General features: G+C 66.0%; 25 protein-coding genes, 1 tRNA gene and 1 pseudogene. 3 read left to right on the top strand and 24 right to left on the bottom strand.

All coding sequences use genetic code 11. The features are described from left to right. Positions 1-23: 23 nt before the first annotated feature. The 21 genes from ACN9MX_RS19345 to ACN9MX_RS19245 all read right to left on the bottom strand — a co-directional run bounded on the left by ACN9MX_RS19345 (position 24) and on the right by ACN9MX_RS19245 (position 19,914). Positions 24-893, bottom strand: coding sequence for a transglutaminase family protein (locus ACN9MX_RS19345; protein WP_363737047.1), 870 nt, complete (start codon positions 891-893; stop codon positions 24-26). A 13-nt stretch (positions 894-906) separates the two neighbouring features. After that, the gene (locus ACN9MX_RS19340) at positions 907-1,839 is read right to left on the bottom strand and encodes an alpha-E domain-containing protein (RefSeq protein ID WP_363737048.1); all 933 of its coding nucleotides are present in this window, start codon (positions 1,837-1,839) and stop codon (positions 907-909) included. A gap of 43 nt (positions 1,840-1,882) precedes the next feature. Continuing rightward, complete coding sequence (locus ACN9MX_RS19335; protein ID WP_363737049.1) at positions 1,883-3,292, bottom strand: circularly permuted type 2 ATP-grasp protein; 1,410 nt, start codon at positions 3,290-3,292, stop codon at positions 1,883-1,885. A gap of 113 nt (positions 3,293-3,405) precedes the next feature. Further along, positions 3,406-3,482, bottom strand: a tRNA-Met gene (locus ACN9MX_RS19330). A gap of 106 nt (positions 3,483-3,588) precedes the next feature. Beyond that, positions 3,589-4,350 (bottom strand): prepilin peptidase, encoded by a 762-nt coding sequence (locus ACN9MX_RS19325; RefSeq protein ID WP_363830321.1) that lies wholly within the window; start codon positions 4,348-4,350, stop codon positions 3,589-3,591. Next, positions 4,347-5,069, bottom strand: coding sequence for a type II secretion system protein N (gene gspN, locus ACN9MX_RS19320; protein ID WP_363830319.1), 723 nt, complete (start codon positions 5,067-5,069; stop codon positions 4,347-4,349). Before gspN ends, ACN9MX_RS19325 begins: the two co-directional genes overlap by 4 nt. Continuing rightward, entirely contained in the window at positions 5,066-5,551 is a 486-nt protein-coding gene (locus ACN9MX_RS19315) for a type II secretion system protein M (RefSeq protein ID WP_363737052.1), read from the bottom strand. The genes gspN and ACN9MX_RS19315 overlap by 4 nt, the downstream gene beginning before the upstream one ends. Next, positions 5,548-6,660: a type II secretion system protein GspL gene (gene gspL, locus ACN9MX_RS19310; RefSeq protein WP_363756371.1), complete on the bottom strand. Its 1,113-nt coding sequence runs from the start codon at positions 6,658-6,660 to the stop codon at positions 5,548-5,550. Before gspL ends, ACN9MX_RS19315 begins: the two co-directional genes overlap by 4 nt. Further along, positions 6,657-7,646 (bottom strand): type II secretion system minor pseudopilin GspK, encoded by a 990-nt coding sequence (gene gspK, locus ACN9MX_RS19305; RefSeq protein WP_363830316.1) that lies wholly within the window; start codon positions 7,644-7,646, stop codon positions 6,657-6,659. Before gspK ends, gspL begins: the two co-directional genes overlap by 4 nt. Next, positions 7,639-8,376: a type II secretion system minor pseudopilin GspJ gene (gene gspJ / locus ACN9MX_RS19300; protein WP_363830313.1), complete on the bottom strand. Its 738-nt coding sequence runs from the start codon at positions 8,374-8,376 to the stop codon at positions 7,639-7,641. The genes gspK and gspJ overlap by 8 nt, the downstream gene beginning before the upstream one ends. Then, a complete protein-coding gene (gene gspI / locus ACN9MX_RS19295; protein ID WP_363737056.1) occupies positions 8,373-8,765 on the bottom strand; it encodes a type II secretion system minor pseudopilin GspI in 393 nt (130 codons plus the stop codon). Before gspI ends, gspJ begins: the two co-directional genes overlap by 4 nt. After that, complete coding sequence (locus ACN9MX_RS19290; protein WP_414714654.1) at positions 8,758-9,207, bottom strand: GspH/FimT family pseudopilin; 450 nt, start codon at positions 9,205-9,207, stop codon at positions 8,758-8,760. The genes gspI and ACN9MX_RS19290 overlap by 8 nt, the downstream gene beginning before the upstream one ends. A 25-nt stretch (positions 9,208-9,232) precedes the next feature. Next, positions 9,233-9,784: a type II secretion system major pseudopilin GspG gene (gene gspG, locus ACN9MX_RS19285; protein ID WP_363830461.1), complete on the bottom strand. Its 552-nt coding sequence runs from the start codon at positions 9,782-9,784 to the stop codon at positions 9,233-9,235. Between the two features lie 40 nt (positions 9,785-9,824). Further along, positions 9,825-11,042: a type II secretion system inner membrane protein GspF gene (gene gspF / locus ACN9MX_RS19280; protein ID WP_363830308.1), complete on the bottom strand. Its 1,218-nt coding sequence runs from the start codon at positions 11,040-11,042 to the stop codon at positions 9,825-9,827. Then, positions 11,035-12,579, bottom strand: a complete 1,545-nt coding sequence (gene gspE / locus ACN9MX_RS19275; RefSeq protein WP_363737059.1) for a type II secretion system ATPase GspE — start codon at positions 12,577-12,579, stop codon at positions 11,035-11,037. The genes gspF and gspE overlap by 8 nt, the downstream gene beginning before the upstream one ends. A gap of 24 nt (positions 12,580-12,603) precedes the next feature. Next, positions 12,604-14,778: a type II secretion system secretin GspD gene (gspD, locus tag ACN9MX_RS19270; RefSeq protein ID WP_363830305.1), complete on the bottom strand. Its 2,175-nt coding sequence runs from the start codon at positions 14,776-14,778 to the stop codon at positions 12,604-12,606. Next, complete coding sequence (locus tag ACN9MX_RS19265) at positions 14,775-15,605, bottom strand: type II secretion system protein N (RefSeq protein ID WP_363830303.1); 831 nt, start codon at positions 15,603-15,605, stop codon at positions 14,775-14,777. Before ACN9MX_RS19265 ends, gspD begins: the two co-directional genes overlap by 4 nt. Positions 15,606-15,840: 235 nt before the next feature. Next, a complete protein-coding gene (locus tag ACN9MX_RS19260) occupies positions 15,841-17,223 on the bottom strand; it encodes a sensor histidine kinase (RefSeq protein ID WP_363737062.1) in 1,383 nt (460 codons plus the stop codon). After that, entirely contained in the window at positions 17,223-18,320 is a 1,098-nt protein-coding gene (locus ACN9MX_RS19255; protein WP_363830300.1) for a hypothetical protein, read from the bottom strand. The genes ACN9MX_RS19260 and ACN9MX_RS19255 overlap by 1 nt, the downstream gene beginning before the upstream one ends. Before the next feature lie 46 nt (positions 18,321-18,366). Then, entirely contained in the window at positions 18,367-19,533 is a 1,167-nt protein-coding gene (locus ACN9MX_RS19250; protein WP_363830298.1) for a hypothetical protein, read from the bottom strand. Positions 19,534-19,611: 78 nt separating this feature from the next. Next, positions 19,612-19,914, bottom strand: a complete 303-nt coding sequence (locus ACN9MX_RS19245) for an Hpt domain-containing protein (protein ID WP_133653981.1) — start codon at positions 19,912-19,914, stop codon at positions 19,612-19,614. A gap of 80 nt (positions 19,915-19,994) precedes the next feature. Between ACN9MX_RS19245 and ACN9MX_RS19240 the strand changes: the two genes are divergently transcribed. Beyond that, on the top strand, positions 19,995-22,667 hold the full coding sequence (locus ACN9MX_RS19240; protein ID WP_426387683.1) for a hypothetical protein: 2,673 nt from the start codon (positions 19,995-19,997) through the stop codon (positions 22,665-22,667). Between the two features lie 72 nt (positions 22,668-22,739). On the opposite strand, the gene ACN9MX_RS19235 is transcribed toward ACN9MX_RS19240, so the two are convergent. From ACN9MX_RS19235 to ACN9MX_RS19225, 3 genes are all read right to left on the bottom strand, one after another. After that, positions 22,740-23,012 carry a DUF4242 domain-containing protein gene (locus tag ACN9MX_RS19235; RefSeq protein ID WP_363830292.1) on the bottom strand — a complete coding sequence of 91 codons (273 nt, stop codon included), beginning with the start codon at positions 23,010-23,012 and terminating at the stop codon, positions 22,740-22,742. A gap of 91 nt (positions 23,013-23,103) precedes the next feature. Next, positions 23,104-23,829: an extensin family protein gene (locus ACN9MX_RS19230; protein WP_363830290.1), complete on the bottom strand. Its 726-nt coding sequence runs from the start codon at positions 23,827-23,829 to the stop codon at positions 23,104-23,106. 3 nt (positions 23,830-23,832) lie between these two features. Next, on the bottom strand, positions 23,833-24,594 hold the full coding sequence (locus ACN9MX_RS19225; protein WP_363737432.1) for an NUDIX hydrolase: 762 nt from the start codon (positions 24,592-24,594) through the stop codon (positions 23,833-23,835). 249 nt (positions 24,595-24,843) lie between these two features. Here ACN9MX_RS19225 and ACN9MX_RS19220 point away from each other — a divergent pair. Continuing rightward, positions 24,844-24,990: pseudogene (locus ACN9MX_RS19220) on the top strand (IS110 family transposase); the annotation flags it as partial. A 200-nt stretch (positions 24,991-25,190) separates the two neighbouring features. Next, positions 25,191-26,630, top strand: a complete 1,440-nt coding sequence (locus ACN9MX_RS19215) for a CHAD domain-containing protein (RefSeq protein ID WP_363830288.1) — start codon at positions 25,191-25,193, stop codon at positions 26,628-26,630. Positions 26,631-26,672 lie beyond the last annotated feature (42 nt).

Raw genomic sequence — 26,672 nt, 5'->3', positions numbered from 1 at the left:
GCCCCAAGGGCTCCTGTCGTCGTTCAACCCTGCGTGGTGGTCTGCGCACCTTGTTGCTGCTGCCGCTGGAGCTGCCGCTCCTCCACCCCGTCCTCCGCCTGCGCGATCCGGACGTCCGCGTCAATCCAGATATCGCCCGCCACAGTCACGGAACCGCGTATCGGCGCGGCCTCGTCCGCATCCAGCCCGCAGGCGAGACGCAGATAGCGCTCCGTCACGCAGACCCGGTTGGAAGGATCGAATCCCACCCAGCCCAGTTCGGGCACCAGCGCCTCCGCCCAGCCATGGGTCTCGTGCAGCACATCGCCCTCATCGGCCAGCAGATAGCCGGACACGTAGCGCGCCGGAATGCCCATCGCCCGCGCGCCGGCGATGAACACCTGCGCATGGTCCTGACAGACCCCGGCACCCAGCGCGAAAGCCTCCGCCGCCGTGGTGTCGGCGGTCGTCACGCCGGCGCGATAGGCCACGGCATCGCTGACGGCGGCCGACAGCGCATGAAGCCGCGCCAGCGGCCCGTCCTCGTCCGGCAGGGACAGCGCCATCGCCCGGATTTCCGGTGATGTCCCGGTCAGCCGCGTCTCCCGCAGGAAATAGCGCGGGTTCACCGGGCAGCCGAGCCAGCCCACCACGCCATGACCCTCCCGCGTTTCCACCAGTCCTTCCGCGACGATGACGGCATTGTCCATCCGGTCGTGCCGAACCCAGATCGCCTCCATCTCGCCATAGCTGTTGCGGCGGAAACCGGTCAGCGGCTCCTCATTGACGCTCACCTGCCAGTCGAGCACCTTCTGCGTCGGCGTATCGACGGGCATCAGCTTCAACCGCATCGCCACCCGCCCGGCCGCAGCCTCATAGCGATAGACGGTCTGGTGACGGACGAGCAGTTTCATGCGCGCCCTCCCCTCAGCCGAAATGATAGGCCTGGGCGATCTCCACGCCCAGCCGGTTGGTGTTCATCAGGCCATTCTGCACCGTTTCATGCAGGCCTGCCCGGAAGATTTCGCCGCTGTCCAGCTGCTCCAGATCGGCCACCATCTGGCGCACGGTGTCGTGGCAGGCCGATCGCGCGTCATGCCATCCCGCCAGGCGGTTCAGCCGATAGGCAAGCTGGTCATAGCAATAGGCGACACTGCGCGGGAACAGGCGGTTCAGCATCAGGAAATCCGTGATCTGCCAGGGCGTATAGGTACCGCCATAGACATGGTGAAAGGCCCGCGCGCCCGACAGCGCGTACAGCACCGACGTCCATTGATAATGGTCGCGATTGCCGCCCACGACCTCCGTCTCCGGCAGCAGCACATAATATTTGACGTCCAGCAGGCGCAGCGTCATCTGCGCCCGTTCCAGCGCGGAGCCGGCACGCAGGAAATCATGCCCCTCATTGCGGAGCTGCCCGGAATGCGCCGCGCCGCGGAAGGTCATTACCCGCGTCTTGACCCAGTCGATCAGCGCCGGAAGCTGCTGCCGCGCCTCCGCCACGTCATAGCTGTCGAGCTTGCGCCAGCCTTCGTTCAGCGCCTCCCACATGTCCTGCGTCAGCATGGTACGGGCCGATTTGGCGTTGGCGCGGGCCTTGAGCAGGCAGGAACGGATGGAGGAAGGATTGTCGATGTCGAGCATCAGGAAGGCGATGGCGTCGCTCTCCGTCACCGGCGCGCCTTCGGGGAAATGATTGAGCGCTCCGGTCGCCCGCACCACCGAGCGCCACTCTTCGCGATGATGCGCGCCAGGCAGGATGGCCATGCGCTGCCCCATGGTCAACAGACGCGCGGTGGCCTCTGCCCGCTCCATATAACGGGCCATCCAGAAGAGATTCTCCGCGGTCCGGCTCAGCATGCGAGAGATTTCCGATCAGATATGGACATGAATGCGCGCATCATCAGTCCTGCAAAACCCAGGTGTCCTTCACCCCGCCCCCCTGGCTGGAGTTCACCACCAGCGATCCTTCGGTCAGCGCCACCCGCGTCAATCCGCCGGGCACCAGCCTGAGTTGCTTGCCCACCAGGCAATAGGGCCGGAAATCCGCATGCCGCCCCACAACCGCCGCCGGTCCCAATGTCGGCACGGTCGACAGGTCGAGGGTCGGCTGGGCGATGAACTCGCCCGGATTGGCACGGATGCGGTCGGCATAGGCCGCGATCTCGTCCCTGGTCGATTTCGGCCCGATCAGCATGCCGTAGCCGCCCGATCCATGAACCTCCTTGGCCACCAGTTCGTGCAGATTTTCCAGCACATAGGCGCATTCGTCCGGCTTACCGCATTGCCAGGTCTGGATATTGTCCAGGATCGGCTGCTCGCCCAGATAGAAGCGGATCATGTCCGGCACGTAGATGTACACGGCCTTGTCGTCCGCGATCCCCGATCCCGGCGCCGACGCCAGCGTCACCCCGCCATTGCGGTAGACATTGAAGATGCCGGGCACGCCCAGCAGGCTGTCCGCCCGAAACACCAGTGGATCGATATATTCATCGTCAATGCGCCGGTAGATGACATCGACAGCCTTTGGCCCCAGCGTGGTCTTCATCCAGACCCGGTCATCGTCGACGAACAGGTCCGCCGGCTCCACCAGTTCCACGCCCATCAGGTCCGCAAGGAAGCTGTGCTCATAATAGGCGCTGTTGAGCGAACCGGGCGTCAGCACCACCACCACCGGATCGCCCCTGCAGGCGGGCGGCGCGACTTCCTTCAGGCTTTTCAGCAATTCGGCCGGATAGTCATCGACCGGCGCGACCACGCCCTGGGCAAAGAGTTCCGGGAACATGCGAGTCATGATCTCGCGATTTTCCAGCATGTAGGACACGCCGGAGGGAGTGCGGCAATTATCCTCCAGCACCTCGAACCGCGCTGGCCCGGTGCGGACGATGTCGATGCCAACGATATGGCTGTACACCTTTCCCGGCGGGGTGAAATCGGCCATTTCCGCCAGATAGGCGCTGTTCTGGTAGATGATGTCCGCGGGCATGATCCCCGCCTTCACAATCTCGCCGCGATGATAGACATCGTGGAGAAAGGCGTTGAGCGCCCGCGCCCGTTGCCGAATGCCCTTGTCCAGCACGCGCCATTCCTGGGCCATGAAGATGCGGGGCAGCAGGTCGAAGGGGATCAGCCGTTCCGGATCGCCCCCCTCGCCATAGACGGCAAAGGTGATGCCGATGCGCCGGAATATCGCCTCCGCCTCATCCATTCGACGATTGAGCCCGGCAATGCCGGTTCGCTCCACCCAATTCTGCACTTCCGCGTAGCAGGGGCGTATCGAACCATCCGGCTCAAACATTTCGTGGAAGGGCAAAGTATCGATCCTCCCTCAGCCGACAATCGGCTGGTTGTGCGTTGCAACATTAGTGCAACAGGGAAGGACGAATGCAAGCGGAAAATCCGCTTGGGAACGACAGTCTGTAAAGGTGGTAGCGGAGGAGGGACTTGAACCCCCGACACGCGGATTATGATTCCGCTGCTCTAACCAGCTGAGCTACTCCGCCCCATGGGCTGTCCGCCGGGCGGCGCCCTGCGGTGAGGCGGCGCTATAAGCAGAGCAGGCTGATGGGTCAACGGGGTTTCACGGCATCGCGAAATTTCTCTTGCCGGTTATCTGCCCGCGCTGGTGAGGACAGTTGCGAGCCACCATCCCGGCACTGCCGCGATGGCGAGGAAAGTCCCCAGCGGCAGGCGCGTCGCGCCATCGATCCTCCTGCCCGTCGCCATGACCGCGCCGACCGCCAGCAGCCCCCCGCTCGCGGCAAGCAGCAGGATGAACGGCAAGGCCTGCCAGCCGAACCAGGCGCCCAGTCCGCCCAGCAGCTTGGCATCGCCCAGGCCCAGCCCGTCGCGCCCACGAAATCGCCGATATCCGAACGCGATCAGCAACAGCGTCAGATAGCCGGTCATTGCGCCGATCGCCCGCCCTGCCATCGTCGTGTCGGTGACCCATGGCCCGATGGTGAAGCCCAGGAAGGCCAATGGCAGGGTCAACCCGTCGGGCAGCCAGAAATGCCGCCTGTCGAGCACCGCCAGCGTCAGGAGGAGCCAGCCCAGCATGGCCCACCCCACCCCACCCGGATCGGGCGAAAAGCCCAGGGCAAGCGCGCCGATGATCGCGCATCCCGCCTCCACCCGGCCATGCAGCGGGTCGATGGGGGCGCCGCAGCTCCGGCACCGGCCGCGCTGAACCAGCGCGCTCACCATCGGCACGAGATCGACGACGCCAAGGACCCGCCCGCAGCCGTCGCAGGCCGAGCGACCACGCAGCACGCCGCGCCCTTGCGGCCAGCGCAGGATGATCGTCGCGAGGAAACTCCCGGCTATTGCCCCCGCCGTCGCGCCCAGCAGGGCAGGAAAGGCCTGGATCACAGCGTTCCTTCGATCTTCAGCACGCGCGTGCCGCCAGCATCGACAAAGCCCGCGCTGGCCAATGCCTCGCCCAGGGCAGCATCGGCGGTTTCCACCCGCATTTCCGCCAGGTAACGACCCGATCGCCAGATGCGCAGATTGACCTTTTCCAACCCCGACTGGCTGACGAGCGGCAGCAGCAGCGCATCGCCATCACAACTGGCCACGCCCGACAGGCCCTGGGACAGGTTGAGTCCCGGAAACTGACCCGCCATCTGCGCCCGGACCCGCCCCTCCGCATGGCCGCAACGGTCGCCGGAGAACCATGCCGACACGTCTTCCATGACGAAGCTGCTCACCGGCAGAGGCGCGAAGGTCCGGCCCAGCGGCACGGCGCCTGTCACATCGTCGATCCCCATGCGCCCGAAGCCGACCGTCAGCGCGCCGCTCAGATCATCCGCCACGCCGTTGCGGCGCCAGACGTCGAACCGCGCCCGCCCCACCAGCAACGACAGGGGAGACAGGCCAGCATGGACGGACCCCAGCGATACCGTGCCCAGCATCAACTGGTCGAGCCTGCCGCTCCACACCGTGCCGCGCACCTCCCGCGCCGCCACGCCCAGCCGCTCCAGACCTGTCATGCCGAGCGCGATGCGCATGGGAAGGAAGATTAGGAAGCCCAATGCGAACAGAGCGATGAGCGCGATGCGCATCGGCCGCGAAAGATGGAGCCCCATCATTGCCCGCCCCGAACCAGCACGGCCTGCACCGAGACGCTGCCCGCCGTCGCGGCCGGCCGCGCGCTCATCGTTTCGACTCGGATGCCCCGCGCTTCCAATGCGGCGAGCCACGACAGCAGCGCAACCGGGCGGACGGAGGCGATAGCCATGTCGACGCGGTCCGCGCCCTGCGCCTGCGCGCGTTCCAGCGTCAACCCGGCCTCGCCAGCGCTCTGGCCGATGAACTGCTCCAGCGGCACGGCCGTATCGATCGGCCCCGCCGTGCGTGGCAGCGACTTCAGCAACGTCACCTTCGCGCGGATGGCGGCGTTGCGGTCCGTCGCCTCCCGCAAGGCATCGCGCACCGAACGCTGCGCCGCGGCGAGTGGCCGCGCTATGCCGAGCCAAAGGATCACCGCCGCCAGCAGCGCGAACATCACGCCCAGCATCCACTGTTCGCGAGGGCTTCGTTCACCCCACAAGACCCGTAACCGTTCCATCATGATTGCACCGTGATATCCGCCAGCATCCGTCCGCCGGGCTCCTGCGAAGGCGTGGCGGTGATCGTGAAACCTTCCGCCTGGAGTGCGAGCAGTACCATGTTGATATCTTCCACTTTCGCCGCGGCCAGCGTGGCGCGGATCATGCCGTCGTTATCACGCGACAGCGCGGTCAGCGACACGCCCGGCGCGTCCTGCATCGCACTGAGCAGCCCTGCCACCGGCGCCGTGAAGGCATAGGCCCCCGCTCCTCGCGCCGCGAGCCGGCGCTCCATCTCCGCCTCCGCCTGGTCGAGGTCGGTGGCACCGGGCACGACCTGCCGGGCAAGCGCCAGACTTTCCGCATCGAGACTGTTTGCGGCGACATGCTGTCGCGCAGTCCCGATCAGCGCCATCAGCAAACTGACGAACAGGATGAGCCCACTCCACAGCATGATCCGGGCAATCCTTCGCTTGTCGAACGGCCGTCTCACCCGTTTGGCAAAGTCGCCCTGCCGCAGATCGATCGGTGGCCGCTCCAGCGCCGCAACCGCCAGCGCATCAATCTGAGCAGCGGGCACATCCCGCACAACGGCTTTACCTATCAGTTCCGGCAAGACCAGGTCACCCGCCAGCACCAGATCGGTCCCGCGCAGCACTGCTTCGCCGCCGATCATGCCGCGTTCAAACCCCTCTTGCGGTTCCGGCAGCAGCAGCGGGGCGGGCACCATGATGTCGGGGTCGAGCCCATGGTGCTGCGCCCAGAGCAGCCAGTGCTGCATGTCCGCGCGCGCCGCGACGGCGATGCAGTGCGGGCGCGCCGGATCCTCATTCTCATCGGCGGCGGCGAAAAGCTGGTCTGCGGGCACGATAGCGCCGGCGAGCGCCGCTAACCGCGCCGCCGCGCGCCCCTGACGGGGAGCAAGATCGGGATATTCGATCCAGTTCAGCGTCACTAGCGCGGCAGGCGGCACCAGCAACACGATCGCGTCATCGGGCAGCGCGGTGAGGCCGCAGGCCGCCAGCCAGTTCGCGCCCGTTCCGCTCTGGACGACGGCGCCTTCCACCACCCGCATCCACAACGGCTCGCCCTGTTGCGGCAGGGCGACGATCAATCCTTCCCGCACGCTCATGCGCCGCTGCTCCCGCTACGGCGGATCAATTTAGCCGGGCTCTGCCGCGCATCGATCAGTGCCCATTCCACCACCTCTGTCCCCCCGACATTCACCGACACGTCCACTCTGAAAAACCCTGTCGTCAATTTGACCTGCTGCCCAACCTCTTCCAGCGGGCTGATCCCCTGGCTCGCCAGAGGAGCCCAGAACTGCACGGTGCTGCCGTAGCCTTCCGCAGGCCGCTGCGCCAGCAATTGCCGTGCCTGCGCCACGCTAAGCTGGCCCTGGAGCATCATCGCGAACAGGGGCGCCTGATCCGGCAGCAGCGTGTTGATATTGATCGGCGACAGATCGGCCGTCGGCAGGGCGCAGACCCATGGCCGCACCACATCATAGATTGCAGGCGTCACGCCATTCACCGCGCGCAGCTCACTAGCGTCGACCATGAAGCGGTTGGAGGTGCGATAGGGCCGTGGCGCCCGCGCATAGGTCTCATCCTCCGCGCCGCCGGGCTGGGGCACGCTGTCAGTGTCGATCCAGTCGGCGAGCGAGGCGGCGGCGACCTGTGCCTGCCGGGCGTCGATCCCCAATGCCTGCAGCAAAGCCTGAAATTGCGACACGCCGACCGGACGGACCTTCAGGTTCGCCTCATTCTCGCCCGCGACCACGCTGTTGAGGTTGAAGCAATTGCCGCCATCGGTGACGCGCGCGATCGCCGTGCCGCCCGGCATCGGGATCGCCTGCGGCGTACCCATCCAGTTCCCCGCCAGCGTCGTCTTGCCCGGATTGGCCGTCACCAGATCGCCGATCCGCAGGCGCGCGATCTCGATCCCCGCATCGGCAAAGGCGCGGGCCTGATCGATCGCGCCGCCATTGCCGGTCATCCGCGTGGCCAGCGCCAGCCGCTCCAGCGCGGTCGATGCGACCACCGCCATCACCGCCACCAGCAGCAACACGGTCAACAGCGCCGCGCCGCGCTCGCCCGCCTTTCCGCGATCAGCCATTGGCCGGCACCCCTTCCAGCCTTTCGGCCGGGCCCGGTCCGACCAGGAAGCGCAACGTCACCGGCGATTCGCCCGTCCGCCTCACCGTCATTTCCACGGCGCGGGGCATCAGGTCAGGCTGTGTCGGCACCCATTGGTCGCGCCAGTCGCCGCTGGCGTCGCGAAAGCGGAGCGCGACATCTTCGACCTGCGTGAGCAGTGCGGCCGGCTCATCGCCCGCCGCGCCATCCACCTGTGCATAAGTGCGCCGTTCCAGCCGCCCCTGCCGCACCCAATATTCGACCTTCTGGAGCGAGGGACGCGGCAGGTCGCCCAGATTGTCCCAGCCACCCCGTACGAACTGGAGGACGGGCAGGTTCTCCCCCTCCCGATGCGACCAGAAAGCAGGCGCCAGCGTGCCCGCTTCGGTGCGGCTGATGCGGGGCACCGCCTGCCCCAGATCGGCCGCCAGCGCGCCGCTTGCCCGCTGCACCGCCGCCATGTCGTCGAGCCGCAGCTTGATCTGCGCCTGAGCCGACACGCTGTTGCCCAGCAGCAGCACCCCCGCCGCCGCCAGCATGGCGAAGATCATCAAGGCGACGAGCAGTTCGATCAGCGTGAAGCCGTGTTCGGCGGAACGCTTCAGGGGCGTGAAGCCGTATTCGGCGGAGCGGTTCAGGAAAGTGAAGCCGTGTTCGGCGGAACCCCCAAAAGACTCGAAGCCGTGCTCGGCGGAAACGGCCCGTCTCATTGCACTGCCCGCACGAAGCTCAGCACCACGGGGGACGAGCCCGCCTGCCCGTTTACCGTCAGGTCGACCCGGAGCAGGCGCCTGTCATTGGTCGCCCTGACCGCCCGCGTCCAATGCCAGCGCCGACCGCCATTGTCGACGTCGCCCTCTTCACTGCCAAGCGAAGGCGGTGCGGGATCGGTCTGCACCTCCACCATCAGGTTGCGCGCGACGATCTGGCCCATTGCCTTGCTGTCGAGGTCGGCGGCGGTGTGCAGGGTCACGCCCTGCAGGCGGACGAGCGCGAGGGCGGCGAGGCTGAACACCGCCAGCGCCACCAGCATTTCGAGCAGGGTGAAGCCCCGCTCCGCGGTAGGCGGCGTCGCAAGGACGAGGCGCGACCTAGCCACCGACCGCGACCTTACCGGCCATGTCGACCGAAATCGACACCCGCTCCCCCTCGCGGGCGAGGGTCACGGTCATCGGATCGGTCGGAAGTCCCGTTCCGTCAAAGCCGATCTGCTGCCGTCCATCCTTGCCGACCAGCGCGCGCGTTCCGGCCTTCCAACTGACGGTGACGAAGGGCTTGTCCTCCAGCCCAACCCATTGGCCGCCGTCGCGGCGCTGAAAGCCGTAGCCCGAAGCCGAAACCCACACCCCCATGGGACGCGCAGTGACGACCGCTTCGTCGCGCGCCGCGGCAAGGCGAGCGGCGAAGCGGTCGGCATCCTCGATCACCCGGCCGCGGGGGTCGGGGATCGCCAGCACCACCACGGCTGAAATGAAGCCGATGATCGTCAGCACGACCATCAGTTCGATCAGCGTGAAGCCGTGTTCGGCGGGACGCCTCAAGGAACCGAAGCCATGCTGCGGGCGATCAAAGATCGCTGGAATAGATGTCGGCATTTTCATTGTCGCCACCCGGCTGTCCGTCCGCCCCCAGCGAACTGATGTCGAACGCGCCCTTCCGCCCCGGCACGGCATAGGTATAGGGACGTCCCCAGGGATCGTTGGGCAGCTTCTTGATATAGCCCCCGCGCCTGTAACGCTGCGGCTGGGTAAGCGAGGCCGGGGGAATGAGGAGCGCCTGCAACCCGTCGGTCGCGGACGGATAGGTCAGGTTGTCGAGCCGATATTGTTCCAGTGCCTGCTCAATGGTGGCGATGTCGGCCTTCGCCTTTTCTACGCGCGCCGTATCCGTGGCCGGAATGACGTTGATCGCCACGATGGTGGCAAGCAGGCCGATGATGACGATCACGACCATCAGTTCGACCAGAGTGAAGCCGTGTTCGGCGGAACGTTTGGGGGACGTGAAGCCGTGTTCTGCGGAACGCTTCAGGGACGTGAAGCCGTGTTCGGCGGAACGTCTCGAAGACTCGAGGCCATGTTCGCCCCTTGCGCAGTCACGCTCCTGCCTTCGCAGGAGCATGTCGCACTTCAACGTCTTCAGATTACGCATATTCACTCCTTCAGGCCCCGGTAAGGCTCTGCAATTGCAGGATGGGCAGCAGGATGGACAGGATGATGACGGCGACAATGCCGCCCATCGCTATGATGATCAGCGGCTCCAGCATGGCGAGCGCGGCCGAGGTGAAGCTGTCGAACTCCCGCTCCAGATAATCGGCTGCCCGCTCCAGCATGGTGTCCAGCCGCCCCGCGCTTTCCCCGCTGGCCGTGAGGTAGACGAGCAGCGGCGGGAACACCCCTGCCCGTCGCAGCGCCGCCGACAGGCTGCCGCCACCGCGAATGGCCTCCACAATCTCCTCCGAAGCCTGCCGCAGCACCCGGTTGTGCACCGTCTGGGTCGTGAGCGACAAGCCCTCCATCAACGGCAGGCGGCTCGCCACCATGGTCGAGAGCGTGCGTGCCATCCGCGCTGCGTGCAGGTCGCGGATCAACCGCCCCAGCAATGGGAGGCGCAGCAGCACCGAATCGAAACGATAGCGGAAGCTCTCCACCTTCAGCGCGCGCCAAAGGCCGAAGGCGGCCAGCCCCAGCAGGATCGCCAGCAGCCACCAATAGCCCGCCAGGAAGGCCGAAATCCCCATCACCATGCGGGTGAGCAGCGGCAGTTGCTGGCCCACCGTATCGAACTGTTCCACCACCTTGGGCACGACGAAGATCATCAGCGCCGCGACCACGCACACCGCAAAGGCAGCGAGCACGGAAGGATAGGCGATGGCGGTCAGCACCTTCGATCGGATCACCGCCTGCCGCTCCATCAGGTCGGACAGGCGCTCCATGATCGTGGGCAGGCTGCCTGAACTCTCGCCCGCTGAAACCATCGCGCGATAGAGCGGCGGAAAGCTCCTCGGCTCGGCGCCCAGGGCATCGGCCAGCCGACGCCCCTCCAGCACGCCCGAATGCACCTTGCCAACAATCGCCTGGACATGCGCCTGCTCGCTCTGCCGCCCGATGGTGCGGAGCGACTCCTCCAGCGGACTGACCTGGATCAGCGTCGACAATTGCCGGGTGAACAGCGTCAGTTCCTTGGCGGAGAGGCGGGGCGCCCGGAAGGACAGCCCTGTCCGTCTGCGCGCCTTCTCCATCGCGCCAGCCTCGATCCGCACGATGAACAGCTTGCGCGAGTCCAGCTTCGCCCGCGCGTCCTCGACCGTCTCAGCCTTGATCGCGCCGCTGCGCTCCCGTCCGGCGGGGTCGATGGCGATATAGTCGAACTCAGCCATCGGCGATGGTTTCCACCTCGCCCGCGTCGCGCCGCGACACGCGGATCGCCTCCTCCGCCGTGGTCTGGCCGTCGCGCACCAGCGCCCGCGCGGCCGAGCCCAGATTGGGCGCGTTCAGAAAGGCGTGGCGCGCGATCAGCGATTCATCGCCGCCATCGTTGATGAGCCGCCGGATGGTGTCGTCCACCCTGATCGCCTCGAACACCCCGATCCGGCCCTTGTAGCCGGTGCCGTTGCACGCCTCGCACCCGCGCGCGCGGTAGATGATCGTGCCCGGATCGAAGCCCAGCAGCGCGCTGGCCGACTTGTCCGCCTGCACGGGTTCGCGGCACTTCTGGCAAAGCCGACGCACCAGCCTCTGCGCGATGACGGCGCGCAGGGTGGAAGCCAGCAGGAACGGTTCCACCCGCATGTCGCGCATCCGCGTGATCGCGCCCACTGCATCATTGGTATGGACGGTGGACAGCACCAGATGCCCGGTCAGGGAGGCCTGCACGGCGATCTCCGCCGTTTCCCGGTCGCGGATTTCGCCGACCATGACCACATCGGGGTCCTGTCGCAGGATCGCCCTCAGCCCCGCCGCGAAGGTCAGGCCGACCTTCGCATTGACCTGCGTCTGTCCGACGCCGTCGATCGCATATTCGACCGGGTCTTCGACCGTCAGGATATTGCGCGTGCCGTCATTGAGCTGCCGCAGGCCCGCATAGAGCGTCGTCGTCTTGCCCGACCCGGTCGGTCCGGTGACGAGGATGATGCCGTTCGGCTCCTGCAACCCGTCCCGGAAAATCCGGTCCGCCGCCCCGGCCATGCCGAGCAGGTCGAGGTTCATGCCCGCATTCTCCTTGTCCAGGATACGCAGCACCACCCGCTCCCCCGCCCGGCTGGGCAGGGTCGACACGCGCACATCGAGCAGTTTCCCGCCCAGCGTCAACCCGATCCGCCCGTCCTGCGGCACGCGCCGCTCGGCTATGTCGAGCCGCGCCATCACCTTGATGCGGCTGACGACGACGGGCGCGACATGCGGCGGCATGCGCAGCGTCTCGCGCAGCACGCCGTCGATGCGCATCCGCACGATCAGCCCGGTTTCATAGGGTTCGATATGGATGTCCGACACGCCCTGCCGCGCCGCTTCCGCAATGATGCCGTTGATGAGGCGGATGGCGGGGGCATCGTCGGCGCTGTCGAGCAGGTCGTCGGCGGTCGGGATATCCGCGGCCAATATGTCCAGCTCGTCCGCCCCGACCTCGAGCGATCCGGCCATGGCGGCGGCGCTGCCCTCCATCGCATAATGATCCGACAGATGCCGGTCGAATTGCGCGGCATCGACGAAGCGCACGTCGAAGCTGCGCGCCAGATGCCGCCGCACTTCCAGCAGCACCCGCGGATCGCTGCCCTCGCGCACGGCGATGGTCAGCCTTTCCCCCTCCGGCGGCAGCATCACGACGCCATGCTTGCGGGCGAAGACATAGGGTATGTCCACCGCTCGCGGCGCGACATGCGGGGGGATATCGGCCGTCACGATCAGCGGCTCATTCATATCCACCTCCGTTCGGAAAGCCCCTCACCGCTTCGCTCCGCTGGCAGGAATCTCGACGGGCCGCACCACGCCGCTCGACTGGCGGGCGGTCGGCTCGATGATCTCGGCAGGCGGCTGCACCACCGCATCGCCCGGCTGGGGCGCGGCGGCGGGCGGCGTCGCGCCCATATAGTCGCGCACCAGCTCGTCTATGCCCGGTTCCTGGTCCGGATTGCGCTGCAACTGCATGCCGCGAATATAGCCGTAGCGCTGCTGCGTCAGTTTCTGCGCATCTTCCTTGGACCGAAGGATGGTGGGGCGGATGAAGACCATGAGGTTGGTCTTGGTCCGGCTCTTGCTGCGCGACTTGAACAGTTCGCCAAGGCCGGGAATATCGGACAGCAGCGGAATGCGCTCGATCGTCTTGCGCTCATTGTCGTCCAGCAGGCCGCCAAGCGCCAGTATCTCGCCATCGTCGACCGTCACGGTCGTCTCTATCTCGCGCTTGTTGATGATGAGGTCGCTGTCCTTGTTCGACACCGGGCCGGCGACGCTGGACACCTCCTGCTTCAGGAACAGCTTGATCGCGCCGCCGGTGTTGATCTGCGGCTTCACCTCCAGCTTGATGCCGACATCCTGCCTCTGGACAGTGCGGAACTGGTTGTCGAAATTCTGGGAGAGCGCCTCGCCCGTGGTCACCGGCACCTGCTGGCCGACCAGGATCGACGCCTTCTGATTGTCCAGCGTCATCACCGAGGGCGTGGACAGGATGTTGCTGTCGGTGTCGGATTTGACGGCATTGATGATCGCGCCGAATATCCCGTTCCTGCCGAGCGATGTCGCCACGCCGCCGAAGCCGCCGGTCGCATTCATCAGGCTGTCGACGGCCGCCTGTTGCAGCGTCGTCTCCAGATCGCTGTTATTATGGGAAGTGGTGGTCGTGACAGTGCCGTTGGCCGAAGTTTCGACCGTGGTATCATTGCCTAGTTCGCGCGCGGCAACCGCCCCCGCCAGCGTCAGGATATTGGGCTGCGCATTGGAATAGTTGGTCGCCGCAAAACCGGTCTTGGTGCTGCCGATCAGGAACTGCACGCCCAGCTTCTTGGCGGCGGCGTCGCTGATCTCGACAATGATCGCCTCCACCAGCACCTGTTCGCGCCGCGTGTCGATCTGGCGGATCGTCTCGCCCAGCATTCGCTGCACATCGCTGTTGGCCGCGACGATGATTGCATTGGCGCCTTCATAGCGCGTGACGATGGCGGGGCCACGCGACGAGATGCCGTTGCTGCCCCCGCCGCCCGAACCGGCTGCGGCGGCAGGCATTGCAGAGGGCGCGTTCCCGGCAGCAGGGGTGGAGGCGGTCACGGGCGAGGCAGTTGCCTGCCCGACCAGTTGCTGCAACACCGGCAGCAGTTTTTCCGCGTCGGCATGTTCCAGCCAATAGACGCGGATTTCGGTCCCGCTCGCCGCCTGCCTGTCAAGATCGCGCGCCATCTGCGCCAGCCGCGCCACCGTCCCGGCATCCCCCCGGATCGCGACGGCGTTGCTGCTGTCGATGGGCACGATCGTCGCCGGCTTCGCCGCCCCCTCGCCGCCTGTCGTCACCAGCGCCTGCAGGGATGTCGCGATCTCCCGCGCTCCGGCATTTTTCAGCATGACCGTGGTGGTCGAGGCAGTATCTCGGTCGATCCGCGCGATCACCTGCCGGATGCGCCCGATATTGTCGGCATAGTCGGCCACGACCACGCTGTTGCCCGCCCGGTTCGCCGTCACCGAGCCATCCTTGCTGACAAGCGGCCGCAGCGTTTCCAGCGCGCTCGCCGCGTCGATGGAGCGCAGGCGGAACACCTCCGTCACGAACTGGTTGCGATTGGCCGCCCGGCCCACGGCGCTGGGCTGGCCCGCCGCGCCATCGGCCGGCTGGATGCGATAGGCGCCGCCGGGCGCCGGCACCGCCACCAGGCCGTTCGCGCGCAGGGTGGACAGGAATATCTCGAAATATTCGGACCGGGACAGGGGGCGGTCAGTCACGACGGACACCTTCCCCGACACGCGATTGTCGATGATGAAGGTCCGCCCGGTCACCCGTGCCGCATCCTGGATGAAGGCGCGGATGTCAGCGTCGCGCACGTTCAGCGTCTGCTGCGCCATGACCGGCGATGCGATGGGAGCCGCCAGCGCGAGGGCCATGGCGACGGTAAGAAGCGGTTTTCTGGTCATTGGCCTTGCAGTGTCAGGTTGATCGTGGCGGGCGAGGCCCCGCGTTCGACGGTCAGGGAAATGCGCGCGCCGGGCAGGATCTTGCCCTGCAGCGCCTGGAGATCGCTCATCGATCCGATCGGCTGGCCATCGACCTGGGTGACGATATCGCCGGGCTGGAAGCCCGCCTGTTGAAAGCCCGGCCCCCTGGCCGACAGGATCAGGCCGGTGACGCGTCCATTCTGCATTCGCGGGGTGAAGCCGACGTCGCGCTTCACCATGTCGGCACCTGGATTGTCCATGCCCACGATTGGGGAAGCCGGCATTCCGGCAGGCGCTCCGCCATCCGGGGCGGCGGTCGGGGCCGGTTGGGACTGGTCGAGGAAAAGCTGTTCCTCCGCCCCGCCGCGATCGATGGTGATATGGTCGAAGGCGACGGCCTTCAGCACCACGCCGGGCATGATCTCTTCCCCCACGGCGAAGCTGTTCTGCACGCCGTCCGGGCCCGCGACGATCGCGGACCCCAGCCCGGACCCTTCGTTCAGGCGAATGCCGTAAACGGTGAGCGCCAGCGAAGTCACGACGCCGCCGCCCGACTGTTGCAGGCCACCGCGATAAAAGGGATCGAAGCTGGAAAACAGGGCCTGCCGCTCCGCGACGGGGAGGAAATGGGCCTGTCGCCCTTCCCACGGACCAAAACTGCCAACCGGCGTCAGCACCGCCCAGAGCAATCGGGCGCATTGCAACGCCAGCAGGCCAAGCAACAGCTTCTCGACGACCGACAGCCAGTTGATAGGCGGCAGGCGATTGCCCAGGTTCCGGATAGTATCGCTGAAAGCCTCACGCATGCGCGTCGTTCATCCCCCTTGATATCGGCGCTGCTAGAAAATATGTCTTACTACTGGATGACATTATTGTGACGCTTTGAAGACAATCGCAACGATCGAAGCGACGGCGCTTGCATTTCGAGCGGCCAGCACCCCACCAAATGAGATCGCCCAAAGCGCCGGAGGTGATCGGACAACCATATGCCAGCGGACCTATTTCCTGATCAGCGATCGGTTCCGGTCGCGCCGAAACCGCCTATCCCTGCAATGCGGGAAGCAGCAGGATGAAGCGGGCGCCGCCTTCGGGGGCGTCGTCGATGCGGATGTCGCCGCCCATGGCCCGCGCCAGACGCCGCGAAATGTAAAGGCCAAGACCGCTGCCGCCCGCATCGCTGCGGCCCAGCCGCTCGAACTTGTCAAAGACGCGCTCGCGACTGTCGACGGCTATCCCGCCTCCCTGATCCTGCACGGCGATCCAGGCCTGGCCGCCGGACCGGCCCGTCTCTATCCGCACGGTCGATCCCTCGGGCGCATAGCGCACCGCATTGCCGACCAGGTTCATGAGGATCTGCAAGGCCCGGCGAAACTCCCCTACGGCAGGCTCCGCTGCATCCAGCGCGGGTGGCAGAATGTCGATTTCCCGATCCCGCGCCTTGACCAGGAACAGACCCGCGGCGCGGCGTCCGATGTCGGCCAGGTCGACTTCCTCCGCGATCACGCTGAAATCGGGCCGGTCGATCGCCTGCAGGTCCGCCAGATCATCGATCAGCGCCATCAGATGGCGCCCCGCCGCCGAAATATCATGGGCGTAGCCCAGATAGTCCGGCCGCAGCGCCCCCTCCAGTTGCGCGGCGATCGAATCCGCATTGGCGATGATCCGCCCCAGGGGACGGCGCAGGGAACGATCAAGCCTTTTCCCGAATTCGGCGGGATAGAATAGCAGCGGCTCCGGCGTGGCGAGCGGCGCCGACACGGCGCGGTCCATGGGCAGCGCCTTGCCCCGGTAACCCGCCAGTTGCCCGGCAAGGTCGAACATCGGAAAGCCCGACAGAATGAAGCGCTGCGCGGGGTCGCTCGTCAATCCGGCTACCTGGTCGCGAAAGGCGCGCCGCTGCGCAAAACCGCGCAGGATGGCGAGATCGCCGTCCGAGTCGGCACGCAGTTCGAAATAGCTGGTGAAGCGGCTGCCCGGCACCGGCGGCGCGGTGGGAAGCGTTCCTTCGCTGCCCAAACCCTCCAGCACGATCTGGAAGCGCAGCTGCGTGTCGATCTGCCATGTCCAGCCGTCCGACAGGGCGGCGATGTCGGTCTCCCGCCGCGCCAGGTCGAGCGGGGGCGCCACTGCTTGCCGCTCATGCCAATCGATGATGGCAAGCTGTACCCGTTCGTCTTCGGGCCTGGCGCGCACCCACATGTCGATGTCGCCGCGCTCCGCCGCCGCGACCACGGGGCGGGACAGGGCGATGCCCAGATGCGTCGCCAGTCGCGCCATCGCCGCCAATTGCGGGATCGCCAGCGCGCTGCCGATGTCGCCACCCGCCTCCTGTTGCAAGGAAAGCAAGGGCGCGTCCGCACTCAGCAGCCGACCGTCCGAGGCGACGGTGGCCCGGATGACGGCGGGATGCGCCGGCATGTTCATCAACCGGCGATCCGCCGCAGATGATCGAGCTTCGCGCGCAGCGCTGCCGGTGCGCGCAGGGCGCCCACTGCCGCGTCGGCCTGGGCCACGCTCAGTTCCTGATAGCGCATGGCTTCCCCGACGATGGTCGCGTCCGACAGGGATGGCCGCACCGGCCGCAGCGCCAGCAGCAATTGCCGGTAATCGCTGTCCGATCCGCCGAGCGCGCGGCAAAGAGCAGCGACCTGCCCCACTGGCCCCATGACCAGTATGTCGGCGACCTGCGCGCTCGCCATCCGCAATCTTCGCCCGGCGAGCGCGGCGAACAGCAGGAAATGCCTGTGCTGCAGCGCGGCCGCCATCAGTTCAGGCGCATCGGCATGGGTGTCCAGTTGACGGACCAGCCTGTCCGCCGCCGCGATTGGCCCCGTCGCTTCATCATGCCGGGCCAGTTGGCGCTGCGCTGCGGCTTCGACCACGGGCAGCACCGCTTCCACCTCGATCAGGCCGCTCCGCTGGGCGATGGCTGCAAGGCAGGCAGCGGCGGTCCACAGCAATTCCGCGAAAAAGCCGGCGGGCAGATCAGGCTGCATCGGCTGATCCTCCGCCGCGGTCAGCAGCCAGCGCCCCTCCGCCAGCATCAGTGCGGCCAGCGCCTCACCCAGGGCCGGGTCGCCCGCTGCGAACAGCGGCTCCACCTCCGATTCGCTGCCCACGCCGCCATCGGGACCACCAAACTGGCGCAGCATCAGGCTGATCCCGCCGCGCATCTGCATATGGGCGAGCAGCGGCGGCGCCAGCAGTGTCGGTTGCGCGCACAGGGTCGGCCAGCAGACGGGTTGCGGCCAAGGCGCCAGCGCAGCCGCAATTTCCGGCGTTTCCTCCAGCGCCAGGCGCAATCCGATCTCGATGGCGGTCAGGCATCCGCCCAGATGCCGCCGGGTCTCCGCCACCAGCGCGTCATGCCGTTCCCGTCCGTCATCGGGAAAGAAAAACGCCAGATCAATGGCATGGCCGACGGGCACGGCGGACAAGCCCGCCATGACTTGCGCCATTGGCCAGCAGTCCGCCTGGGTCGGTCCGATCAGGGACGAAAAGGCGCTCATGCCGGCCAGCATAATGGCACGTCGTTAAAATGCACTAAACCGTAACGGGCAAAATCGTTCAATTCCGGCGGAGCAGGACCATCGTTCCCACCGACGCGATGGCGCACAGCATCGCCAGGTCGAACGTCAGCGCGAGCGCCCCGGCGAGCGACGCCAACAGCAGGGGTAAGAGCGCGCTGGCGGGCGTGAAGATCATCCATGGGCGAGCTGGTCCCGCCTTCTGCCAGCGATCCGCCATCTGGATGATCGCCAGCAGCAGCGCCAGATAGGTCGCGATCGTTCCTTCTCCCGCGAGAGCGATCCCCCCCAGAACAAAAGCCGGCACGATAAAGGCGATCCAGCCGACAGGCAGCGGCCGCAGCGCCATCTCGTCCAGCCGGTCAGCGGTCTCCGCCAGCAGCAGCGACGCCAGCAGCAGGCAGAAGCCGGTGCCCGTCCAGAGCAGTTCGATCGGCACCAGCGCGATCGCCCCCAACGCCATGGCGGCAATCCGCACCTGCAATGCCGGAACCTGCATGCGCATCAGCGCCGGACTGATCAGCCGGGCGGCGGGGCCCAGCAGATAATGTTCGGCTGCACCCCGGACACGCCGGAGCCGCGGTCCGCTGGCAAGCACCGCCTGCGCCGCCAGATCCGCCTGCTCCTGCGTTTCCACCAGCGCGACGCGGCCTTCCATCAGGTCGTCCTGCGGCACGGTGATCCGGCGCGCGCCGGCCTGCACCGCGCCCCGTACCAGCGTCAGCGCCAGATCCCAGTCCCCGATCATGTCGAGCGTGTTGAACAACAGGTCCGGACTGACCCGGACGAGCCCGGCCCAGCGTTGTCCGGCGTCGATCCGTTCGAAGGGAGCGCTGGCCCGACTGTCGTCCGTCACCAGCAGGGCGTCGCCCTGCTGCGCCGCCATGGCTTCGAAATAGTCCTGCCCGATGATTGCGCCGTCCGCGACCAGCAGGGCGTCAGCGTCGCGGGGGGCATCGCGCACCATCGACACCATGTCGCGGACCAGTGCGATGGCGATGCCGTCAGCCGACAGCCGGTCGACGGCCTGCGACAGGGCGGGCGTGATGACGCTGACCAGGATCATCACCCGGTCGGCCCCTGCGCGCACGGCCTGCCGCGCCTGATATTCCACCAGCGTCTGTCCGGCGAAGTGCAGGCCGGCGCGAAGCGATCCGGCCGAATCGCCGCCAGCCCGGCTCGCGCTGAGAATAGCCGCAAAAGTCATGCGTGATGAAACCGACCCGATCCTTGTTTAGCCCACCTTGTTACAAGGCGGACGCGATCGCGCAAGCGGACTGACGCGTCAACCTTGCATGAGATCGTCGAGAGCGGCGCGCAACCGCCGCAATATGCGCGGATCCCCCGGCGCGGCGTCGGCCGCTTCATCAGCCATCGCCATCAGGGCGGTCAGGCCGAAACTCGCGGCCAGCCCCTTCAGCCGCCATGCGGCGAGCTGCCAGTTCGCGTCGCAGCGCGAACGCCCCAGCAGATCGACCTGCCGCTCCGCGCTTTCGATGAAGGCGACGCGCAGATCCTCGATCAGCGGTCTGTCGTCGCCGACAGCGGCGGCAAGAGCGGCATTCAGGGCGCCTGGATCATAGGACATGGGGTCAACGCTATCTGGCTTGCGTTAAGTTTTGGTAACAGGGCATTTTCGTACGCGCAAAAGCTGCTAGGATGGCTCGCATGAATGGGGGCAGCACAATCGTCGAATTCTGGCGGGACAAGGAAGCACCGGCCGATGACACGGCGCAGGCGGACGACACCCTGCTATTGAAACAGGCCGTTCTGGACCTGGAGGATGAGGCCATGGCCGCAGAGGGCGACGGGCATGGTATGCCGGCCGCAGCCTGGGCCTTCCTCGTCGCCGGCCTTGGCTGGACCGGCTTTGCCGGCTGGGCGACGCTGTCGTCGGGGCAATGGCGCGCCGGGCCCGCGGCATGGCCGGGACTGGTTGCGACCATCATGGTCCCGCTTATCCTGCTGGGTGTCTGTTACCTGCTGCTTTTGCGGAACAGCCGCGGCGAATCCCGCCGCTATCTCGACACCGCCCGCGCCCTCAGGACCGAAGCGGAACTGCTGGAGCGGCGGGTTGCGCGAATCGCCAGCCAGCTCCAGACCGCACGCCAGACCATGCAGGACCAGGCGGAACTGCTCGACAGCTATGGTGCGGCCGCCAGCAGCAATATGGAGGCGTCGGCCGAGCTGATCGCGAGCCGCGCCCACAGCACCGCCGAACGCGCCGAAGCGGCCGAACGGGCCGGACTGGCGCTTGTCCAGCGCATGGAAGCGCTGGCCACCTCGATCCCGGCGTTGGAGGATCGCGCGACGCGCATGTCGGCCCAGATCGTCGACAATGGCCACGCGCTGGCGGAACGCATCGACATGCTGGAAGCGCGGCTGCATGCGCTGGGCGAGGTTTCCGACGATGCCCGCAGCCGGACGCTGTCCGCGACCAAGAGCCTGTCCAGCCAGCTCACGGAACTTCAGGAGGCCACGCGCTCGGCGACGCAGGAAGTGACCGGCATGGCGGATCTCGCTTCCGGCCGGATCGAGGCGACGACCCTGAGCGCGCGCAAGGCGATGGAGGAGAGCTGGCTCGACATCGAACAGAAGTCGATCGTGCTGAGTGGCCTCACCGAGCGGACCAAGTCGGAAATAGCGGAGACCACCCAGTCGGTCATCGCCCTGCTGACGCAGGAACTGAACCGCGTCGAGATCGACGTGCTGCACCGCCTGGAAACCACGCATGGGCGCGCCCAGGAAACCATGGCGGCGGTCGACGCCAATCTGACCGCGCAGGCCACATCGCTCAAGGCCCTTATAGAAGGTGCGCAGGCCGGGATTGCAGCTACCAGCCAGTCCGCCCTCTCCACCCTGGCCCGCGATGCCGAAACCGTGGAGGCCGAGCTGCGCCAGCGAGTGGAAGCGGCCGTGGCACAGACCCATGAGGGCATCAGGCTGACGGACGAGGGCATCATCCACCACACGGAGGCGCTGGAGGCGCTCATCGCCCGGTCGCGCGACAGCATCGCCGCCATCGGGGATGAAACCGTCGCCAACCTTGCGGATCATGTGGGTGAGATCGAAAGTCGCCTGCACCTGATCAATAATCTGGTCGAGGGCCAGCGCACGCTTGTCTCCGGCCTGCAGCGCAGCCTGGACGAGGCGGTCGATTCTGCGCAGTCCCGCTTTGCCGCGATGGAAGAGTCTGCTCTCGCCCGCAATGAGCGGCTGACCGAAGCGCTATCGCGCCTGACGGCCGAAACGCAGCGCATCGACGCCGCCCTGGCGGCGGGCGGGCTGACCGCCGAAAAGCTGATAGGCAGCGCAGAAACGCTGATGGTCGCGCTTGATTCCAGCGTCCGCGAACTTGACGAAACCTTCCCTGCGGCGCTCCAGCGCTTCGACGGCAGGATCGAAACCAGCCGCACCCTGCTCGACAGTGCCGCGCCGGAGATCGAGCGGCTGGAGGCCATATCCGAGGCGCTGCTCGGCCGGACCCAGGAGGCGGAGGAGTTGCTCCGCGGCCAGGGACGCCGCCTGTCCGAATGGCTGGAAAGCACGCAAAGCGGCGTCGATGCCAATCGCGAATTGGTGGAAAAGCTGCGCACCGCGCTCGACAATGCGCATCAGGACGCGACCCGCATCACCGAAGGCGCGGGGCCACTGCTCGTCACGGCGTTGCTCCGCGTCAAGGACACGGCCGACCAGGCGGCCGAACGCGCCCGCCAGGCGTTGAGCCGCGCCATTCCCGAAGCGGCAAACGCGCTTGCCGACGCCAGTGAACAGGCCATGCAGCGCGCGATCGACGAAAAGGTCACGGCCCAGATCGAAATGGTCGCCAGGGTGGCGGAGGAAGCCGTCAAGGCCGCCCATCAGGCCTCCGACCGCCTGACCCGCCAGCTCCTGACCATCGCAGACACCAGCGCCAGCCTGGAGGCGCGGATAGAGGAGGCCGATCGCGTCGCCGAAGACCGCGACCGCGACCATTTCGCGCGACGGTCCGCGCTGATCATCGAATCGCTCAACAGCACGGCGATCGATGTTTCGAAGATACTCTCCAATGATGTGACGGATTCGGCCTGGTCAGCCTATCTGAAGGGCGACCGCGGCGTCTTCACCCGCCGCGCCGTCAAATTGCTCGACGCGGGCGAATCCCGCGAAATTGCCCTGCATTACGACAATGATCCTGAATTTCAGGAACATGTGAATCGCTACATCCACGACTTCGAATCGATGCTGCGGATCATCCTGTCGGCCCGTGACGGCAATGCGCTGGGCGTGGCGATCCTGTCGTCCGACATGGGCAAGCTCTATGTCGCGCTGGCGCAGGCGATCGAAAGGCTGCGGCAATAGGGGTTATCCTGCCTCATGCTCAAGCGAAGGAGCATGAGGCGCTTACCATCGCCACCCCTTTCGCCAGACAGATTAGTCGGCCGTTGTCGGATCGATCGTCGCGTATATTCGGGCAATGCTGTTTGCGGGGAAACCCGCCATTTCGGCATGCTGGCGGATCAATTCCTCGCTCGGCGCACGATAGATGCAGTAGATCCTGTCGTCCGTCACATAACTATGGACCCATTGGATATCCGGGCCGAGCTGGCGCAACACATTGCAGGATCCCTGCGCCGCGCCCTTGAGCTGCTCACCCGATAACTGGCCGACGCCAGGCATGTCCCGTTCGATCACGAATTGCGGCATGACGTCCTCCCTTTCCGAAAAGACGCGCGGATCATAGGCGCTTCGCGCGCCGATTTCGAGGACGATATCGGGTTAGGACCGGCCTGGAACCTCAACGGCAGGCGCGCCCACCCCACGCGCCACGTTCCGCCTGATCAAGATGCAGGTGATCGCGGTGGGCCGCATTGTAATCGGGCGACAGGACGGTCGAAAGCAGGCCGCAGGCGCCGTCACGAACCTCATGCAGAAATTCTGCTTCCTTCCCCTCGCCCCTCCAGTCAGCCGCAACGCCGATCCGGCGGCCGTCCGTCAGGATGAAGCCCGCCACGTCAATGGCATCGGCCGTTGCATGCTCGCTGAAATCCCCGGCGCTGCGGCCATAGAGCCGACGGCAGCTATAGGCGCCGAAATGCGTGATCCGGCGCACGGCACGGCCGAAATAGCGCTGAGCGGCTGGCTGGACGACCTGCCATTCCCAGACCTTGAGGCCGGCAGCAACCGGACAGGAGGGCGCTACCGCCGCCGGTTCCAGCATGATCGCGTCCCTGGCGGGCGCCAGCCGCACTGCATCGGCATAGGCGCACTGGTCCTTGCCTCCCCGCTTCATGCGCGCATAGGCGACCCCCGCCCGGTCGAGCAGAGCCCGGCATTCGGCGGGATGCGCGGTCAGCAGGGCAAGCTTGCGCCCGGTGAACAGGCCGACCGGCTGGGCCAGATCAAGGGGCGTCCACGGCACATTCTGAGGCTGGCGACCGACATAGGCATAGCCGATCAGGCAAATGCTCAGGATTGCCCCGATCTGGACAAGGCGGCGCAAAAAGAGGTGAAGCCGGCGCATGCCTCAAGCACGCCGGACAGTCCCCATTGGTTCCGACGTAACCGGATAGCCCAGATGATCGGGAATGCAGAGATGCCGCTCCCCTTCTCTTTCCTCAAACCAGGGCGTGACCGTCTGGACCGGAATCGACAAGGCATGCGCCGACAGATCATCGAAGCCGTTGAATTGAGCCAGCCGTTCCAGATTGCGGCGGGTGGGGAAGATGATCCGCCCCTCCCCCCGGTCGCAGCGAGCGATCGTGTCCGCCGCGCTGCTCCAGAAAAGTTGCACATTTTCGGTGGCGTCCACGCTCGCATTCTGTCCTTCCGGCGCCCGTGCAATATAGAAGCGGGTGTCGAAAACGCGCTGCGCGTGCTCCAGTCGCGCGGGGTGCCAGCGGGCGAAGGGCACCAGCCGATCCAGCGCAATCTCCAGCCCATGCTCGTCAAGCATGTCGCCAAAGGCCATCCCCGCCGCAAGCGCCTGCCGCATGAGGGGGAGCCGATCCGGCGGCGGAGGAGATGTGAAGCCTATGGCAAGGCCGCTTTCCTCCAGGGTTTCCCGAACGGCGGCTATCCGCGCCGCTGCCTCATCCACAGGCAGTCCACCTGCGATCCTTTCGGCAAGCGCATGGTCGCCGGCATCCACGGCCCCACCGGGAAAGACCAGTGCCCCTGCGGCAAAGGCCATGCTCGACGCCCGTTCCATCATCAGGATTTCCGCGGCCGCGCCCGGCCGGTCGCGCAGGATCACCACGGTCGAGGCAGCGCGGCTCTCAGGAAGCATATCTGTCATGAAACCGCCAATAGGCATCCAAATCGCTGGCGGTAAAGTCCCTTGCGTCAACCCCTTGGCCCGACATCGTATGATGCTGATTGCGCCGATCTGGCGCACGGAGGGGGAGCAGATGGCAGAAGGTACATCTTGGCGAAAGCGGAGCTTCCAGATCTGTGAACGGATCGCGCGGGGTCGGTTCTGTACAATCGGACGATGTCACGGGCGAAGATGGAGCAACTTCTGTGCGAGCAGGATTCCTGCATCATTGCGATGGAAGCCTGAGCGACCAGCCATTTCTGGGGCCGCCATGCTCAATCACTCGGGCATGAGGTCCGCTTGATCCTGCCAATCTACGTCAAACCATTCGTCAAACGGCAAAGGAACAATGCTGCCGATGCCGCAGCCGATCCGGCCGAACATGCACCACGTTGCCGCCTTGAGCCGGATAGCCTTCAACGGCAAACCAATCCATGTTAACCACTTTTCATAAGCGGAAAGCGGTCAGGGCCGAGCTGCGCATCTTTCATGCTCCCTCGTCCGTTGCGCAATGGCTCATGAAGCGCTCACGAACGGCCCGGTGGGCATCGGATCAAGGGAGTGCCGCAATGCCGGTCGAGACGGAACTCAAACTGCAACTCGAACCCGACGCCATCCCCTTTCTGGAGGCGAGCGACCTTCTGGGCAAGGCGGCACCCGTGGTCAGACAGCGCTCGCTCTATTTCGACACGCCCGATCAGAAGCTTCGCGCCCATGCCATGTCATTGCGCATCCGCCGCGCGGGCCGGAGCAGGACCCAGACCCTCAAAGGCTGCGAAGGTCAGGCTGCTGGCCTGTTCGAACGATCGGAATGGGAAATGCCTGTCAAGGACGACCAGCCCAAGGTCGAGGGACTGAAGCCCCTGATCGACGCACTCGGCAAGGAGGTGAACGGCCTGGGCGTCATCTTCGAGGTACGGAATGAACGGCGGACATGGCATTTGCGGTCGGGCGGATCGGACGTCGAACTGGTTCTCGATCATGGCGCGGCTGTGGTTGCAGGGCGGACAAGCGCGATCAACGAAATGGAGCTGGAACTCAAATCCGGACAGCCCGCCGATCTGTTTCGGCTCGCCCGGCAGATCGACGCCATCGTCCCCGTTCGCCTGGGCGTTCAGAGCAAGGCGGAACGCGGCTATGATCTGCTCGGCCCGGCACGCGCCGCGTTCAAGGCGGAGGCGCTGTCGCTCGCCAAAGACGCCAGCGTTGCTGATGCATTCAGGGCCATCGTCCATGGCTGTCTGCGGCAATATCGGCTGAACGAGACGCTGTTTCTGGAAGCGCCCAATCCCGCCGCCCTGCATCAGGCGCGGGTCGGGCTGCGGCGGCTGCGCTCGGCATTCACGATCTTCAAGCCGGTCCTGGAACGCGCGAGGGCCGAGCGCTTCAAGACCCGGCTGCGCGACCTTTCCGCGGTGCTGGGGGATGCGCGCAATCTCGACGTCCTCAAGGAGAAGCCTTTACCGCAAGCAGCGTTGAGCAGGATCGAGGATGCACGGAAAGCCGCCTATGAAAAGGTGGAGCGGCGACTGCATGCCGCCGAAAGCCGCGCCTTGATGCTGGATCTGATCGAATGGCTGGGTGACGACGGCTGGTTCACCAACCATGAACTGGCGGACAGGCCCGCCATCGGTTTTGCGGAGGACAGGCTTGGGCGGTTGCGGCGGCGCATCAAGAAGGACGGTCGCCATCTCGCCCGTGGATCGGACAGTAAGCGGCATGAGGTGCGCAAGGATGCGAAGAAGCTCCGCTACGCTTCGGAATTTTTCGCCCATCTGTTCGACACGCCCAAACAGCAAAGACGTCACGGGAAATTCCTGAAGACGATGGAAAAACTGCAGGACGATCTCGGCGCCCTCAACGACCTCGCAACCGCTGACGAGATCATCGACAAGCTGGGCATCGACAAGTCCAGCACTCAGCATATCCATGCCGATCGCCACGCTCTGATCCGGCACGCCAGCAAGGCATGGGAAGACTTGATCGACCTGAAACGCTTCTGGCGCTGATCCGGCCGCTCAAACAGGCATGCTCCGCATCGCCGGGACTAC

It is taken from the genome of Sphingobium sp. R-21, assembly GCF_049913335.1.
Classification (GTDB): domain Bacteria; phylum Pseudomonadota; class Alphaproteobacteria; order Sphingomonadales; family Sphingomonadaceae; genus Sphingobium.
This window is presented reverse-complemented; position numbering and strand designations above follow the sequence as displayed.

What these genes read in the sequence shown, in the direction of transcription:
- ACN9MX_RS19345 (WP_363737047.1), bottom strand. Translation starts at nt 893, where the DNA reads ATGAAACTGCTCGTCCGTCACCAGACCGTCTATCGCTATGAGGCTGCG.
- ACN9MX_RS19340 (WP_363737048.1), bottom strand. Translation starts at nt 1,839, where the DNA reads ATGCTGAGCCGGACCGCGGAGAATCTCTTCTGGATGGCCCGTTATATG.
- gspN (WP_363830319.1), bottom strand. Translation starts at nt 5,069, where the DNA reads ATGATGGGGCTCCATCTTTCGCGGCCGATGCGCATCGCGCTCATCGCT.
- ACN9MX_RS19315 (WP_363737052.1), bottom strand. Translation starts at nt 5,551, where the DNA reads ATGATGGAACGGTTACGGGTCTTGTGGGGTGAACGAAGCCCTCGCGAA.
- gspL (WP_363756371.1), bottom strand. Translation starts at nt 6,660, where the DNA reads ATGAGCGTGCGGGAAGGATTGATCGTCGCCCTGCCGCAACAGGGCGAG.
- gspK (WP_363830316.1), bottom strand. Translation starts at nt 7,646, where the DNA reads ATGGCTGATCGCGGAAAGGCGGGCGAGCGCGGCGCGGCGCTGTTGACC.
- gspJ (WP_363830313.1), bottom strand. Translation starts at nt 8,376, where the DNA reads ATGAGACGGGCCGTTTCCGCCGAGCACGGCTTCGAGTCTTTTGGGGGT.
- gspG (WP_363830461.1), bottom strand. Translation starts at nt 9,784, where the DNA reads ATGCTCCTGCGAAGGCAGGAGCGTGACTGCGCAAGGGGCGAACATGGC.
- gspF (WP_363830308.1), bottom strand. Translation starts at nt 11,042, where the DNA reads ATGGCTGAGTTCGACTATATCGCCATCGACCCCGCCGGACGGGAGCGC.
- gspE (WP_363737059.1), bottom strand. Translation starts at nt 12,579, where the DNA reads ATGAATGAGCCGCTGATCGTGACGGCCGATATCCCCCCGCATGTCGCG.
- gspD (WP_363830305.1), bottom strand. Translation starts at nt 14,778, where the DNA reads ATGACCAGAAAACCGCTTCTTACCGTCGCCATGGCCCTCGCGCTGGCG.
- ACN9MX_RS19265 (WP_363830303.1), bottom strand. Translation starts at nt 15,605, where the DNA reads ATGCGTGAGGCTTTCAGCGATACTATCCGGAACCTGGGCAATCGCCTG.
- ACN9MX_RS19260 (WP_363737062.1), bottom strand. Translation starts at nt 17,223, where the DNA reads ATGAACATGCCGGCGCATCCCGCCGTCATCCGGGCCACCGTCGCCTCG.
- ACN9MX_RS19255 (WP_363830300.1), bottom strand. Translation starts at nt 18,320, where the DNA reads ATGCTGGCCGGCATGAGCGCCTTTTCGTCCCTGATCGGACCGACCCAG.
- ACN9MX_RS19250 (WP_363830298.1), bottom strand. Translation starts at nt 19,533, where the DNA reads ATGACTTTTGCGGCTATTCTCAGCGCGAGCCGGGCTGGCGGCGATTCG.
- ACN9MX_RS19245 (WP_133653981.1), bottom strand. Translation starts at nt 19,914, where the DNA reads ATGTCCTATGATCCAGGCGCCCTGAATGCCGCTCTTGCCGCCGCTGTC.
- ACN9MX_RS19240 (WP_426387683.1), top strand. Translation starts at nt 19,995, where the DNA reads ATGAATGGGGGCAGCACAATCGTCGAATTCTGGCGGGACAAGGAAGCA.
- ACN9MX_RS19235 (WP_363830292.1), bottom strand. Translation starts at nt 23,012, where the DNA reads ATGCCGCAATTCGTGATCGAACGGGACATGCCTGGCGTCGGCCAGTTA.
- ACN9MX_RS19230 (WP_363830290.1), bottom strand. Translation starts at nt 23,829, where the DNA reads ATGCGCCGGCTTCACCTCTTTTTGCGCCGCCTTGTCCAGATCGGGGCA.
- ACN9MX_RS19225 (WP_363737432.1), bottom strand. Translation starts at nt 24,594, where the DNA reads ATGCTTCCTGAGAGCCGCGCTGCCTCGACCGTGGTGATCCTGCGCGAC.
- ACN9MX_RS19215 (WP_363830288.1), top strand. Translation starts at nt 25,191, where the DNA reads ATGCCGGTCGAGACGGAACTCAAACTGCAACTCGAACCCGACGCCATC.